This window comes from Aciduliprofundum boonei T469 (assembly GCF_000025665.1).
Classification (GTDB): Archaea; Thermoplasmatota; Thermoplasmata; order Thermoplasmatales; family Aciduliprofundaceae; genus Aciduliprofundum; species Aciduliprofundum boonei.
This window is the reverse complement of the sequence record NC_013926.1, coordinates 101,902-117,109: the sequence shown is the minus strand read 5'-3', so window position 1 is coordinate 117,109 and position 15,208 is coordinate 101,902. Positions and strand designations below refer to the sequence as shown.

Here is a 15,208-nt window from a genome sequence, read left to right as displayed (position 1 = left end):
TATCAATCCTTAGGTAATTGTATTACAAAAACACTTCCCTTGGGTTTGTTCTCCTCTACCCAAACCTTGCCATCGTGCATCTCTACAATCATCTTGACAATGCTCAGTCCTAATCCGCTTCCCTTCTTCTTTGAGAGTGTTTCAAAGGTGTTAAATATGGTATTGCGCAGTTCTTTAGGTATGCCTGGGCCGTCATCAGCAATTCTTATTTCAACATTCTCATCCTTATCAATCAGAGATATGTCCACATTCTTAGCCCCATACTTAAATGCGTTGTCAATTATGTTTGTGAAAACTTCCTTTATTATTGGAAATGCATAGATCTCAATTTTATCCACAGAGATATTTATTTTTCCAGATGGGTACTTGTGGGATAGCAGAGAGGAAACATTTTCAAGTTCTTCCTTTAAATCTATCAATTTTCTCTCTTCGTCAATCTTTCCAGCTCCGAGTTTCGAGAACAATCTTGCCTTTTCAATTATACTTGATGCCTCCTCTACTGCCATTTGCATAGCATCCAAGTAAGACGGGTCAAAACCTTCTTTCATCAGGTCTATGTAGCCCTCAATAACTGCAAGAGGATTTTTCAAATCATGGCTTACAATGTGGAGCATGAGCTCTTGCAAGTTCTTCGCTTTCTCTAAATCTTTTTGAATTTCTAAGCTTCTTAGGGCAACAGCCATGTTGTTTGCAAGCAAATCGATTAGTTTCATATCGTCCTCGCTTATTGAATAGGGCTCATCTTTCTGCACATCCAGAACCCCATACACTTCATCATCTATGGATATGGGTGTAGCATACTCGCATTTTGCACCTCTTACTCCCGTTATGTAGAGTGGGTCCTCATCTGTATTTGGAGAGTAATATGGTAAATTGTTTCTGGCAACCCATGCTGTTATGCCTCTCTCACTTTCTACATCCAATTTTATGTTTGGATTTACATAGCCGCGGGACTTAACTATAACCAAGGTGTGATCTTTTATCTCTAAAATTGCAGAATTGTAAAGATTGAGCACCCTGTACAGATTTTGTATGGCAATTTCATAAATTTCATCTTTGCTCTTAGCCATTTTCAATTTTCTTGCAATTTCATCCAAGGTGATTAGCTTGTCTTCCATCTCCTTTATTTCGGTAATATCCATCATACTCACGAGGTCTGCTTTTCCATGCTCCCAGGTTATAACGGATGTGCGGATATCCATCCAGATTTCTTTTCCCTTCTTTCCTATGAGCTTTATTATGTAATGGTCAGGAGCTTCAAGCCCTCGCATTCTCCTTTTATAATTGCTGAGCACGATATCCCTCATATCTGGATGCACAAAATCAATGAAGGGCTTGTTTAGAACCTCATCTTTTTGATATCCCGTGGCAGCCTCAAATTGCTTGTTTATATAGATTACCCTTTCATTCTGTATGAGCACAATTATATTCGCCATACTTTCGAATAAATGCTTGTACCTCTCCCTCTCATTCTTTATTTTTTCTTCCATCTCTTTTCTCTTTGTTATGTCCAAAACTATGCCTAAAGTTCCAACGATTTTTCCATTTTCGTCTCTGAGGGGTGCTGCATTTATTAAAGCGTGTATAATTTTTCCATCCTTGCGTATTAGTTCGTTTTCATAGTAATCTTTGAATCCCTTTCTTCTCCTTTCTAGCATATGCTTTAATATTTCTTTTCCCTTAGGAGTCGTAACTTCCAATATGTTCTTTCCTATGAGCTCTTCTTTCCTGTATCCAAGCATCTCTGCAAGTGCATCGTTTACAAAGGTTACATTTCCATCTAAATCGGTTGTATCAATTCCCACAAGCGAAGAATTCACTATTTTTTCCAATTTTTCCTTTGTGCTCTTTATCTGCCTGTAAAGCTGAATATTTTTTATGAATATTGAAATAGCATGTGCTATCGTGGAAACATATTTTACATCATTTTCATTATAGACATTTGGTCTTTTGCTCTGGATACTTATGACACCCAATCTCTCATTTTTGTAAAGAAGTGGAAATATGATGACGGATCTCGTAGGCACTTCTTCCGTGCCCTCAATTAATGTGTAATTTTCCTCTTTTACTTCCTTTGGCAAATCTCTGAATAGGAGGGGCTTTCCCTCTTTCACGGCTCTGGCAGCGAGAGAGTGTTCAGAATTGCACTCTAATTTGTAGTTGACAATGCTTTTATTCCTCGATTTTAGAATCACATAGTTGAGCATATTATTCTCGCATAGGGCTATGAAGAACCAGTCAAAATTAAAAATATCATAAAGCTCCTTATAGGTAATCTTGAAAATTTCTTCAAGATTAGGAGCTTCTCCCATTTTTAGTGATATGTTGTAAAGAGCGCTTAGCACAGCATTTTTCCTTTTTAGCTCTTCCATCTCTTTCTTTCTCTCCGTTATATCTACTATCACAGCAGTTGAGCCTATTATATTCCCATTTGCATCTCTGAGTGGAGATGCGTTTATCAAGGCATATATAATTTTACCATCTTTTCTAACAAGAACATTCTCGTAGTAATCTATTAGTCCTTCTTTTCTCCTATCTAGCATCTTTTTGAAGACTTTTCTTCCATCTTCTGTGGTCATCTCCAATATGCTCTTTCCTATGAGCTCCTCCTTTTTGTATCCTAGCATATCTGCAAATTTATCGTTTACAAAGGTCAAAATTCCACTTATATCGGCAACGCTTATGCCTACGATGCTTGAATCTACAATTCCTCTATATCTCTCTTCGTTTATTTTTAGCTCGTTGTAGAGTTGTGCATTTGCTATTATTATAGAAAGTTGTGCTGCAAGCGTCATTATGAAATCTCTATCGTTCTCATCGTACTGGTATGGCTTGAAACTTTGAAGCACTATAATGCCGAGAACTTTACCCTTATACATTAAAGGCACGCCGAGCCAGGATTTTGGCATTTTTCCAACCTTAATCCATTTTGCAGGCAGTTTGTCCTTTTCTTTCTCGAAGTTCTTAATCAATAAAGCACTTTTAGATGTTATAACCCAGCTGCTTAACGAGTTTTCAGGGTCTATCTCAATCTCTTTCGGTCCCAAATTTTTCTCCCCGGAAGTTAGAATATCGAATCTTACGGTGTTTTTGTTCCAGTCAACAATGCCCAAGGAAAAGCTATCGAAATTTATGAGCTTCTTTATCTCTTCATAGACTTTTTGGGACAGAGTGGGTAGGTCTATAATCGAGCCAAGCTCGAGGGAGAAGCGATAGATTGCTTTAAGCTCGTCGGTTTGTTTTTTCAATTTTCTTTCCATCTCAACCCTTTCACTTATGTCCCTTATAACCGCTAATGCATACTTCTTTCCACTTATGTTAAATATGGATATGCCAAGCTCAACATCTATTAATTTTCCATCTTTTCTTTTGGCTTGAACCTCAAATCTCCTTGTGTAGGGTAAAGAGGCCTTCTCAAAACCTTTCTTTACTAAATTTTGAAAATTGGTGCCTGGCAGATATTTTTTAGGCACAATAAGCTCCCAAAATGGCTTGTTCAAAGCCTCATCACTCGTGTATCCAAATATCTTTTGGCTAGCAGGGTTCCAATACTCAACTATCCCATCCTCTTTTATTAAAATAACAGCATCGCTTGCCATCTCGCTCAAGATTCTGTACTTTGTCTCTTGCTCTTCCCTAAAGGATAAATCTCTGGCAATTACGAGGGCTAGATGCTCACCATCTATATGGAGCGTACTTATCGACAGTTCCATAGGGACCAAGTGTCCATCCTTGTGCCTGTCAAACACTTCCAAGCGTGCATATCCCTCTTTTTTCAATTTCTCGATTATTGATTTTATCTTTCCTTTATACTCCTCTGTTACTATGGCATCAATACCAGCTTTTAGAAGCTCATCCCTCTTATAGCCAAGCATCTTGGCTGCTGCCTCATTCAGATCCACAATTTTGCCATCAAGAGTTTCTATGAATATCCCATCATTGCTCATGTTGAAAATCTTGCGATAGTACTCTTCCTTTTTTCTCACTTCCTCTTCCAATTTTTTCCTCTCAGACACATCTCTCTTTACAGCTACAAAATTAGTGATTTTTCCCCTATTGTCCTTTACAGGCACTATCGTCATCTCTTCCCAGTACAGGGTTCCATCTTTTCTCCTGTTTATTAGCGAGCCCTTCCAAATTCTGCCCGATAGGATTGTGTTCCACAGATTTTCGTAGAATTTCCTGTCTTGCTTACCACTCTTCAAGATTCTTGGATTTTTACCTATCGCTTCCTCCTCACTATACCCTGTCATCTTTGTGAATCCCGGATTTACGAATAGGATTGTGCCATTTATATCCGTGACAACGAGCCCTTCAGCCATGTTATCCACAGCTGATTGTACAATGTTCAATTTCTCTAATGTCTTATAGAGCCAGCTTTTGTCGATTATTGTTACAACCAAAGAATCTTTCAGTTTTCTAACGCGAACATCTACCATAAGGGGTTTATCACTACCCATAGGGTATAGCTCATATGAGCCCCTTCCCCACTCAATCTTTTCATTCCAAACATCTTGGAGAATTTTCTCAATCTCGCCCCTCATTTTTTCTGGAAACCACAGGAGAAATGGAGTGTTGAGTAGTTTTTCCTTTTTTATGTTGCCCTTAATTAGAATTTCTCTATTTGCATCTACGATTTTGAAATTTTTATCCAATATCACAATGCCTATTTTAACAGCATTCGCAAGCTCATCGCATTTTACCTGCATCGGAAGGCCATCTCATCAAAGAATATTAAACTTTTTCGGCTCTTTATCATAAGCGATAATATTTCAAAGGAGAGATTTCAAAACTTCAAAGCTCTTGTAGAGCTCGCTTTTCAAATTTTGATGGTATAGAGCTGCGGCTGGATGATACATGGGAAGAATCAGGATATTTCCTTCAAATACCTTGCCCTGAATTTTTGATATTTTTCCCATTTCAAATCCGAATTTTTCCAGTATGTATTTGGCGGAAAAGCGCCCTAATGGGCATATTATCCTTGGCTTCATAATTGCAATTTGCCTATCAAGGTATGGAGAGCACAGTTTTATCTCCTCATCTGTAGGATCTCTATTCCCCGGGGGTCTGCATTTAACAATGTTGGTTATGTAAACATCCTTGCGTGATAATCCAATGCTTGCCAATAATTCATCTAAAAATTTTCCTGCAGCGCCCACGAAAGGCCTACCAAGCTCGTCCTCCCTTCTTCCAGGCGCTTCGCCCACGAACATAATTCTCCTTTGGAATCCTCCCTCGCCAGGAACTGCATTTTTCCTCGTTTTGTACAATGGGCATTTTTTACATTCCTTAATCTCCTTCTCTATTTTTTCCAGCGAATCACCAAAATTGTAAAGGGTTGTTTGCATTGTGCTCTAATAGAAATAGAATATAAAAATTTTCAACTTACCAGCCGTAGAGTTTGCGAAGCTCTTCGCTCATCCTGTCAGGACTCCAAGGCGGATCAAATGTTAGTTGTACAGTAATTTTCCCTACTCCATCCAACTGCTTCAATCTCTCTTCCACCTGTGCGGGAAGGACATTCATTAGCGGACATCCGGGAACCGTTAATGTCATCTTTACATAAACATCCTTGCCATTATCCACCCTAACCTCATATATCAATCCCAAATCAACTAAATTAGCCCCTATCTCCGGGTCCACCACATCTCGTAGTGCATTCCAAACATCCTCTTCCTTGACCATCAAATCACCTCAACCTAATTTTGCATTGGGGAAACATATTTAAATATTTCTGGATATTTTTGTGTATTAATGTTCACAGAACATATATTGTTTTTAGGGAGGGGTCTCTGGCGCTTATATGACCACCCATCTCTTTAACATTGAGGAGATATTTAACATTGTTTTCTGTGATTCTAAATCCTTCAAGTATTACAGGCACTCCTGGAGGATAAATTTCTATATGCTCTGCAGCGATTTTGCCTATTGCGTCTTTGAGAGGCACTATCCTTCCTATTGTTTGGGCTACTCTTCTTGCCGTATGTGGCTCGATAACCGGTTTTGTTTCCAGATGCTGAAACGGATTGGGTATCAGATTTTTCTTGGTGGTTTTATGGAAGTTTTTGATTATGCTAGATAAAGCCCTAACTGTTTTTTCTATCTCGCTATATGACAAAGAGTATGTTGTTAGCATAAGAATTGTGTTTAAACTACATTTCTCGACTATTATTTTGCTTTTTGAGAGCAAATTTCCCAGTTCAAATCCAGTTTCTTTGAATTTTGTTAGTGCAATTGCAGTTTTTGTTTTATCATAGCCGGATATATAATCTTTCACGAGGTCAAACTCAAGAGAGTCATCCATAATTTTTAAAGGGGGAATTAATTTCTTACCCAGTAAATCTTTAAAGTACTCTGCTTTCTTTATTAGAGATTCCACGAGCTCCCTTCCATTTTTCTGCATGATTGCCCTTACAGAATCTAAAGAAGCGAGAAGATGATATGAGGGACTTGTAGTGGCGTATTCTCGAAAAGCCTCGTACATCAGTTCGCTATTCACATATTTTTCCTTCCAGTGAATCATTCCAGTTTGCTGTAAAGAGCCACCTTGTTTGTGTGTGCTCTGCATAGCTATATCAGCTCCAGCCTGCATTGCACTCTTAGGTAATTCATCGCTGAAATGGAAGTGAGAGCCCCAGGCCTCGTCAACGATTACTTTTATCTCCTTATCAAAATTCTTCACGACCTTTACAATATCTCTTAGTTTTGCAGCAAGTCCCGAGTATGTGGGAGAAGAGATGATTACGGCATTGCTCTCTGGGTAATTGTTGAGGGTGTCAAGAACATCCTCCGGCTTTGGTGGAATCAAGCTTTCAAACTGAGGGTCATAGGAGGATTTTATGAATCTGAATTTTATCCCAAGCCATTCTGCAGCGTGGAGTATGGAATGATGAATATTTCTTGTGACTAAAATCTGGGGGGATTCGTATTCCAAGGTGAGCATTCTCAATACTATGAAATTGCTACCTGTAGTACCGTTCACGCTAAATAGGGTTCTATCCGCGCCATATACTCTTGCAGCCCTATCGTGTGCTTCTTTGAAAATTCCAGTATTGTCAACATAACTTCCGAGAAATCCTGCAGAGACAGAGATATCTGATTTGTAAATATTTGAAATCTTCTTTTGATGCGGTAGAACTGAAGGAGTGCACCATTTTATGTATCCTCCAAGATTATTCAATGCATCAGCTATGGGGGTGTCGTATTGAGATTCATTATCCATATGGAAGAGTATAGTTTGGTTGTTTAAAATTTTTCCACAAAAATCCGAAACTAAAAAATAAGCCCTTGCGATGTTAGTGTGTGAATTTGAGGGAGAAATTAAAATTGTATGTGATTACGGATGGAAGGTTGAGGGATGAGATTGAAAGTGTGAAACTTGTGCTGGAGGGAGGAGCCAAGGCCATACAGCTCAGGATGAAAAATTCCACCACGAGGCAGATGGTTGAAAAGGGAATCAGGATAAGAAAAATCGTGGAAGATTATGGTGCTCTTCTCTTTGTGGATGATAGAGTTGATGTGGCTCTTGCAATAGAAGCGCATGGAGTGCACCTTGGGCCTGAGGACATGCCTTTAAAGATGGCGAGGATAATTGCACCTCAACTGCTTATAGGAGCAACGGTACATAGTGTGGAGGAGGCAATTAAGGCGCAGGAGGATGGAGCTGACTATATAGGGGCCGGAAGCGTTTATCCCACGAGAAGCAAGGAAAATGCTGTTGTAATTGGATTGGAGAATTTGAGAAGGATAGTGGAAAGCGTGAGAATTCCCGTGGTGGCTATAGGGGGAATCAATATTGAAAATGTTAGAAATGTGCTTTCCACAGGAGTTGATGGCATTGCAGTTATATCTTCCATTCTCGTCGCTGAGAACCCGAAGGAAGCAACTCGCAGAATGTTGAGAGAAATCGAAGGGCGTTGAGTTTTTCACTAAATATATGGACAATTTTGTCCAGAAAAATTTAAAAATGGGTAATCCTAACGGGGCGTGGTGATAAAATGTCAGAATTACTTGATAATAGGGAGATGAAGAAGGAAAAATTGAAAGAAATGCTCAAAAAATTGCATTCAGGAGAGGATGAGGAGAAGGTGAAGGAAGAATTTAAAAATGTACTTCGCTCCATATCTCCACTTGAGATACCTTTAATTGAGCAAGAACTCGTTGCAGAGGGGGTATCTGCAAGAGAAATTGCAAGAATGTGCGATATACATGTTGAGATCTTCAGGGAGAGTGTAAGTGGAGCAGAGAAAGAGATTGCGAAATTCCCACCCGGACATCCTCTTCGCACACTTTATGAGGAGAATGTTGAGATAATAAAGGATGCCGAGATTTTGAATCTTTATGCATCCTCACTTTTGAAATTGAAGGGTAATGCTCTTCAAAGCACTTTAAAAACTCTTGAAGGAATAGTTCGTGGATTAAAGGTCATTGGCTATACGCATTACAATCGCGAGGAAATGATAGATTTTCCATATCTTGAGAGAAGGGGCTTAAATGCCGTGCCCGCCGTGCTATGGAGAAAGCACGATGAGATTAGAGCAGAGATGAACAAACTTCTGAACCTTATACATAGCGAGAATTATGAAGAAATATCCAATGTTGGTCAAGACCTTGCCTCTCGTCTCATAGATATGGTGTTTAGGGAGAATAACATACTATATCCGACTCTACAAGTGCTTTTGAGTGAAGGAGAATTCAAAGCCATAAGAATGCAAGATGACGAGATTGGATATTACAAGATCAAGCCGGGGAATGAGTGGAAAAGTGAGGCAAAGCCCATAATGCCCTATGAGGTGAGAGATGAAATCACGGCTGAGCAGTTGCTATCTCTGCCTCAGCATCTCATAGAAGAGATGAAGAAGAACATGGGTGATATAAAATTACATCCAGATCTCAGAGAACTTAGAAGAGAGGGAGATATAGAGTTAGAGAACGGATATCTTCTTCCAGATGAAATATCTGCTATTCTAGCAATAATGCCTGTGGATGTGACATTCATTGATTCGGAAGATAGGGTAAGGTTCTTCTCAGGAGGTGAAAGAATATTTACTCGTACAAACACGGTTCTGGGCAGGCCTGTGCAGCTATGTCATCCACCAAAGAGCGTGCATATAGTAAACAAAATATTGCAGGCATTCAAAAAAGGAGAGAGGGATAAAGCTGATTTCTGGATTGATATGCAGGGCAGGAAAATATTAATACAGTACCTTGCAGTCCGTAAAAATGGAAAGTATTTGGGAGCGCTGGAATTCACGCAGGATATAATGGATATAAAAAAGATAGAAGGTGAGAAAAGGTTGTTGGATTGGAAGTGATAAGCTTGAGAGCCCCTCGTGAAATCTTTGAAAAGAGAGTTCAGAAATTTCAATCAATTTTGCGGGAGAACAATGTAGATGGGGCTGTAATCAGGGCACTTTCCACTTTTACTTATTTCACAGGTACAAGATGGCTAAGGCCCTCTTTACTTATTCCTTCAGAGGGAGAGCCCACGGTGCTTGTGGTTGAAGGAGAAGCGGAAGAGTTTAAGAGAAGATCTTGGATTGATGATGTGGTTGAGTATCAAGATGCAGAATCTTTAATGGCTATGGTCGTTTCTTGGATCAAAAGTAACGGGTATAAGAGGGTTGGATTGGAGTTCTCAGTAGAGAGAGATGCCTACCTTCTGTTCTATAAAGTTTTCAAGAGATTGAACCCACAGGTTGAAGTTGTGGATATTTTAGATTATACTTTCCAACTTAGGATGGTAAAAGATGAGTGGGAAAAGGAAAATATAAGAAAAGCAGGTAGAATTGCAAATAAGGGAATGAAGCTTGCAGGAGAGGTAATAAGTCCTGGAATGAGTGAGTTGGAAATAGCCTCCGAGGTGGGTCATCTACTAACAAAAGAGGGTAGCGAGGACCCTAAGGTTTATGTTTCCACGACTCCGAGGGTTCATGCTGAGCCATTTAGGGATGCTTATGTAAAAAAAGATTCTATTGTCACTGTGGTTATAGGTGCTGATTACAATAACTATTACGCGAATATGGCTAGGACATTTGTAGTGGGTGAGGTGAATAAAGAAGTTAGAAGGGCGATGCAAGTCAAAGAAAGGGCATACGAATTGGCGATACGAGAAACAAAGCCCGATAAAAAATTTATAGAGATTGAAAAGAAAATTGCAGAATTATACAGGCATGAAAGATTTGAAGAATATTACATAAAAGGCTACACGCATAGTGTGGGATTGCTCATAGAAGAGCCACCTATAACCACTATTGTAGTTGCTCATAGATTTTGGAAAATCATGCGGGATATGGTTTTAGCCATAGTGCACCCTCCATTAATGCTTCCAGAAGGTGCAATAAAGCACGAAGATACTTTCATTGTAGAAGATGAGATGGAGAAGGTCACCTAGTTAGCCCCCACTTATTATTGGAAATACAGAGATTTCAGGAGCGAGAGGATCATCATTCTTGGCATACTTTCCATTGATAGATACCTCAATAACCTCATCTTTTAAGAATGGATACTTTCTCTTTAGAAATTCAACGAGATCCTTGACAGTTGCCTTATCATCAAATTCTATTTCCTCTGAGAACTTACCAATATCGGCGGCAAATCTTCCAAAGTATCTTATATGAACCCTCATAATTTCACCTCCAAGAAATTTGTGCTAAGGGCATCGTATATCAATAAGCGATTGCGAAGTAAGTCACCTTTTTTACTCAAATATTTTAGCACTTCCATAGATTGAATTGAGGCGGTAAATGCAGATGTAGAAGCCAGGACCTGAGGAGTTTTTAACTTAAAATGTTGTATGAAATCTTCCAATTTTTTTGTAGAATCATCAATAAATGTTACCATTCCCATATATCCCTCAACTGCACCAAATACATAGGGGATGTGTTTTTGAAGTGCGAATTTTTCTAAGGCAATACGAGATTCATAATTATCTAATCCATCTACAACAATATCAATTTTTTGAACAACTTCAAATTTTTCATCTATACTCTTATCTATGGCTATTATTTTTACATCTGGATTTAACTCTTTCAATCTTTTTCTCGCAACCATAACCTTCTTTTTTCCTATGTCCCCCTCCCTGTATAAAATTTGCCTGTTTAAATTGCTTTCTTCCACAACATCCTTGTCTACGATTACTATATTCCCAACTCCTGCTACTGCTAGGTATATGGATGAGAATCCACCTAATCCACCCACACCTGCAATTAAAACACTTGCATTTTTTAGTTTATCTTGGTCGACCAAACCCTCCTGTCTTGAATACCGGAGCATAACTATCCTTCTACTATCTCATAGCTTCTATTTATCTCTGTTGTTTTAGATAGCATCGCACTTACGGAACAGTATTTTTCCTCGGATAATTTTATTGCCCTCTCCACGCTTTCTTTCTTTACATTCCCTATTACCACATATTTTAGATTTATCTTAGTGTAAATTTTAGGATATTCTTTTGCCCTTTCGTAGTCAATGTATACATTTACCTCCTTTACATCCTCTCTCATCTTCTTTAAAATCATCAATACATCAATGCCGGTACACCCGCCTAAGCTTGCAAGTAGAGCTTTCATTGGACTCATAGCTTTTCCATTTCCAGATAAAAGTAATGCGGTGCTTTCATCTTCTGCCGTGATTAGCAGATCGTCATGAACTCTAACTCTCATACAACAACCTCCAATGGATAATTAGAAGGGATATTAAAATAATTGCCTCTATTCTTTGAAAATATCTTTCCTTTCCACAGGTTCTAGCTCTTTTATTTTATCAATACCGTATCTGCACGCCTCAAATCCCTCTGCCCTATGCACTGAAGAAACGATTACCGCGGCAACTAGCTCGCCTACCTTTAAATCTCCAAGGGAGTGGTATAAAATCACATCTATAACTGGGAATTCCTCTCTTATCTCATTTTCAATTTTTTCCATTATCTTCACGCTATCTTCTCTCTTTTTGCAGAGCATATTTGAAACTATCTTGCCATCAACTTCTTCTCTTACATATCCAAAATATGATACAATGGAGCCAGAGCCATTCTGCTGAATAAGAGAGAACAAATCTCTCTCACTTTTTCTATCTATGATTATCATTTTCTTATCTCCTCCACTCTTTTTTCCATTTCCTCTTTTAATTTATCCCCTATAAAATCTCCTTTGTAATAATCAATTTTTGCAGCGATAGCAATCTTTGCCGCAAGGGCTCTAGCAATCTTACCCCTCAATTTTTTAGGAGAGTTTCTAACCCACGGTACTCTAAAGATTATGCCATGCTTTGGGCATTTTGCTCCTGATTTCAAATGGCGGAAGAAAGCCTCTTCAGCACCCAGTACTTGTATTGTGCTTGCAGGTAAATTTGCCAATCTTCTCAACCCACCAGCACTTGCTATAAGTCTTGCTGCTATTATTGGCCCTACAAGGAATGCTAGATTTGGACATAAAACATTGCTCAAATCATCAATCTCATCTGCTATATCCTCCTTCAATTTTTCCAGGGTTTCAATTTCTTTTTTTAACATCTCTCCGCTCCTCATATCCTTTCCCTTGATTTCTGCAATTCTATCCCATTCCAATAACCTTTCATTCAGCAAGTTTATCGTTGAGATAAGGTCATCATAGGTGTTTAAATTTTCAATGAGTATGTAATCATCTCCGAGCTTTTCTTTCATCTCCCTCTTGGCAACCTCTATTGCTGTGGATATTAATGTACTCCTATCTTTGAGCTCTCCTTCAAAAACTATGTTTTCATCATCGAAGGGAAGAACACTGTAATCCCCTTCTCTTATCTTCACAATAATATCAGCCCTTTGCTCATCGGGAAATATATATTTTTCCTTCGTATTTTCTTCAATTTTGAATGCTCCATACCATTTAATCACTATCAACAAATCTCACCCCGAACCATATAAATTCATCATCAATTTTTTCCGTATAACTTTTAATGACATTTTCTTCAAGGAGATAAACAAGGGCGTCTCTTATATCCGATATACTGTATTCTTTCAAATCATCGTGTAGGTATTTGCTCAATTCTGTGAGACCTTCTTCTTCCCAATCTGAAGTGCTCTTTATATTTACCCTTAAATGACCCCGCATTCTTATCTCCGCTTTTATTATCCTTCCGATTTTTAAATGGATTGAATCGTAATAAATTGCTCTTCCAATACCCAGAAAATCCCCGTAATACCAGCCGCAGTGTGGACACATATACAATGGGATATCGCTATCTGCATCCACAAGCATAAGCTTACCCTTTCCGCAGTGCCTGCATATTAAGTCGGGGGTAATTTCAATTTTGGGCTTTTCATAGACTATGAAATCTTCAAGTTTTGCACCACAAAATGGGCAAAAATTAGAATTGTCGCTGAGCTTGGCACCGCAGTTTGGGCAATACTTCATAATCGCCCTATGGAATGATGGGATTTAACATTTTTCTATGAAGGATAGGCAACCCAGCCCATAAAGAGTATGCTTCCCGTTATCTTGTCCATTATGAGAAATAAGAATGGATGATCCGCATTGAAGACGACATGGGGTAAGAGAGGCAAAGCAGTTGCTACAACGGATACGCCCGTGGCTGCTGCCGCCTCGGTTCCATTTTCATCAACTTTAACATAGCTTTGATGTACAATATTGCTCACGCTTATTGATTGGGATATGCCACTTAAATTCGCCTTGGCTGGATTGAATATATCTTTTATTCCCAATCTTTCCAAGGAATTTTTCAGGTTCAATTTCTCCTTCATATCAAATCTTGGAAATGATATATTCACCCTTGCATCCCTGAGATTCTCTATCCATTTTTGAATCTTGGTAAGATTTATTTCAAAATCTTGTGTTTTAGGAAGGATAACCAGCATTGAGATATTTTTGCCCTTGTATGGAAGCTCCACCACTTGTGCATTCTTATCTTCCGTATATTTCAATGTAAATTCACCGTGCATCATCTTTACCTTTACCCTTCCATGAGGGGTGAGGAAATACCCATTATTAGTTTTGGAAGCGTTAAATGGATAATTCCATAATCCATAAAAATAAATAGCATTTGTTAGCACAAGAATTGTTTGTGGATTAACATCTCCTTTATGCAGCAAATTTTTTATCTTCCTATTTGTTTGATTTTCAACCCAAGAGTTTATCGTCTCTATTGCTTTTTCGGGGTCTTTGGCATAGTTAAGATACTGAAGATACGCATAGTAGTAATTTTCTAGAACCTCTGCATACTCTTGTTTTACAGATGAATTTATCTGGGGCCAAAGGGCATTTGCTATTTTTAGTGTATAATTCCCTCCATTATTCAATTCATCAAGGAGATACTTTATGTTCTCCTGCAGAATCGTTTTATTCTTCGGTAGATAAAGCACCTTCTCCAATTGAGCAGCACTCTCACCTTCTGCCCCCTCATACAGCATAGCTAGGACTATCCATATGCTTAATGGAGAGAAGAAAGTGTTATTCTCCTGCCCCCATATTTCATTGAATAGAGAAAGCGCAAATCTGTTGTTTGCATATCCTAAAGCTTGAAGATTTTCAGTATTAACTCCACCATTGTTCCATTGAGGTCTGAGGTTCTTATTTGAATTTTGAGTTGTAGGTGCATTTTGAAAGATATATGTGCCTAATAGCAGAGCTGTTAGAATTAAGGTTATTATGGAAGATACTTTACGAGTTTTCATATTTATCCATCTTATAGCTCTTATTTATTACTTTCGCGTGGAGTTTAGATCTGAAATATTTTGCTCAAAACCTATAAATACACGGACCAGCATTAAATACTTGTGGATGATTTGGAGAAGAGGATAAGGAAAGTTGAAGATCTGCTTGAAAAATATTTGGAAAATGATTATTTAGTTTACATAAGGCACATTCTCGCTTCTTATCTGAGATTGATAAACATATATGTGGAATACGGAAAGATAAGCCCGACCATAATTTTTCCAGAGATTAAAGATTCAATTTCTCGGGAGATAATCGAGATTCTCTTCTCCTACGGAAGTTTAAATACCTCACAGATAACAGATGAATTGAAGAAATCCCGGGGGAAAGCATCTAGGCGTATAGTGAGAGAGAAATTGAATAATCTGGTAGAGGCAGGAATTGTAGAATGCGATGAGAGGAAGAATGAAAGGATATATTCCATATCTGAGTATGCAGTCAAGAAGTGGTTAAAAGTGCTCGGAATAAATATAAAGGGAGATGTCCATAAAGAATAATTG

At 38.5% G+C, this 15,208-nt stretch carries 15 protein-coding genes; 4 read left to right on the top strand and 11 right to left on the bottom strand.

Going from position 1 to position 15,208, the window contains the following annotated elements:
- Positions 1-2: 2 nt before the first annotated feature.
- The 4 genes from ABOO_RS00625 to ABOO_RS00610 all read right to left on the bottom strand — a co-directional run bounded on the left by ABOO_RS00625 (position 3) and on the right by ABOO_RS00610 (position 7,222).
- Positions 3-4,709: a PAS domain S-box protein gene (locus ABOO_RS00625; protein ID WP_008085174.1), complete on the bottom strand. Its 4,707-nt coding sequence runs from the start codon at positions 4,707-4,709 to the stop codon at positions 3-5.
- Between the two features lie 63 nt (positions 4,710-4,772).
- Positions 4,773-5,348: a type-4 uracil-DNA glycosylase gene (gene udg / locus ABOO_RS00620; protein WP_008085043.1), complete on the bottom strand. Its 576-nt coding sequence runs from the start codon at positions 5,346-5,348 to the stop codon at positions 4,773-4,775.
- 37 nt (positions 5,349-5,385) lie between these two features.
- Complete coding sequence (locus ABOO_RS00615) at positions 5,386-5,685, bottom strand: metal-sulfur cluster assembly factor (protein WP_008084838.1); 300 nt, start codon at positions 5,683-5,685, stop codon at positions 5,386-5,388.
- A 73-nt stretch (positions 5,686-5,758) separates the two neighbouring features.
- Positions 5,759-7,222 (bottom strand): aminotransferase class I/II-fold pyridoxal phosphate-dependent enzyme, encoded by a 1,464-nt coding sequence (locus ABOO_RS00610; RefSeq protein ID WP_008085148.1) that lies wholly within the window; start codon positions 7,220-7,222, stop codon positions 5,759-5,761.
- 80 nt (positions 7,223-7,302) lie between these two features.
- On the opposite strand from ABOO_RS00610, the gene thiE reads away from it, so the two are divergent.
- The 3 genes from thiE to ABOO_RS00595 all read left to right on the top strand — a co-directional run bounded on the left by thiE (position 7,303) and on the right by ABOO_RS00595 (position 10,393).
- Positions 7,303-7,920 (top strand): thiamine phosphate synthase, encoded by a 618-nt coding sequence (gene thiE / locus ABOO_RS00605; RefSeq protein ID WP_008085110.1) that lies wholly within the window; start codon positions 7,303-7,305, stop codon positions 7,918-7,920.
- Positions 7,921-7,997: 77 nt separating this feature from the next.
- A complete protein-coding gene (locus ABOO_RS00600) occupies positions 7,998-9,314 on the top strand; it encodes a DUF438 domain-containing protein (protein WP_008085140.1) in 1,317 nt (438 codons plus the stop codon).
- A complete protein-coding gene (locus tag ABOO_RS00595) occupies positions 9,311-10,393 on the top strand; it encodes a M24 family metallopeptidase (protein ID WP_008085121.1) in 1,083 nt (360 codons plus the stop codon). Before ABOO_RS00600 ends, ABOO_RS00595 begins: the two co-directional genes overlap by 4 nt.
- Here ABOO_RS00595 and ABOO_RS00590 read toward each other — a convergent pair whose 3' ends face one another.
- The 7 genes from ABOO_RS00590 to ABOO_RS00560 are packed head-to-tail and all read right to left on the bottom strand — an operon-like array spanning position 10,394 to position 14,668.
- Complete coding sequence (locus tag ABOO_RS00590; RefSeq protein ID WP_012997042.1) at positions 10,394-10,627, bottom strand: MoaD/ThiS family protein; 234 nt, start codon at positions 10,625-10,627, stop codon at positions 10,394-10,396.
- On the bottom strand, positions 10,624-11,274 hold the full coding sequence (locus tag ABOO_RS00585) for a HesA/MoeB/ThiF family protein (protein ID WP_008085035.1): 651 nt from the start codon (positions 11,272-11,274) through the stop codon (positions 10,624-10,626). Before ABOO_RS00585 ends, ABOO_RS00590 begins: the two co-directional genes overlap by 4 nt.
- Positions 11,275-11,276: 2 nt before the next feature.
- Positions 11,277-11,663 (bottom strand): OsmC family protein, encoded by a 387-nt coding sequence (locus tag ABOO_RS00580; RefSeq protein WP_008085088.1) that lies wholly within the window; start codon positions 11,661-11,663, stop codon positions 11,277-11,279.
- A 48-nt stretch (positions 11,664-11,711) separates the two neighbouring features.
- Positions 11,712-12,086, bottom strand: coding sequence for a molybdenum cofactor biosynthesis protein MoaE (locus ABOO_RS00575; RefSeq protein WP_008085152.1), 375 nt, complete (start codon positions 12,084-12,086; stop codon positions 11,712-11,714).
- The gene (locus tag ABOO_RS00570; RefSeq protein ID WP_012997041.1) at positions 12,083-12,871 is read right to left on the bottom strand and encodes an NOP5/NOP56 family protein; all 789 of its coding nucleotides are present in this window, start codon (positions 12,869-12,871) and stop codon (positions 12,083-12,085) included. Before ABOO_RS00570 ends, ABOO_RS00575 begins: the two co-directional genes overlap by 4 nt.
- Positions 12,864-13,391: a zinc ribbon domain-containing protein gene (locus tag ABOO_RS00565; RefSeq protein WP_008084958.1), complete on the bottom strand. Its 528-nt coding sequence runs from the start codon at positions 13,389-13,391 to the stop codon at positions 12,864-12,866. Before ABOO_RS00565 ends, ABOO_RS00570 begins: the two co-directional genes overlap by 8 nt.
- A gap of 35 nt (positions 13,392-13,426) precedes the next feature.
- Complete coding sequence (locus ABOO_RS00560) at positions 13,427-14,668, bottom strand: serpin family protein (RefSeq protein WP_008085054.1); 1,242 nt, start codon at positions 14,666-14,668, stop codon at positions 13,427-13,429.
- 102 nt (positions 14,669-14,770) lie between these two features.
- Between ABOO_RS00560 and ABOO_RS00555 the strand changes: the two genes are divergently transcribed.
- Positions 14,771-15,205: a winged helix-turn-helix domain-containing protein gene (locus ABOO_RS00555; protein ID WP_008085145.1), complete on the top strand. Its 435-nt coding sequence runs from the start codon at positions 14,771-14,773 to the stop codon at positions 15,203-15,205.
- Positions 15,206-15,208 lie beyond the last annotated feature (3 nt).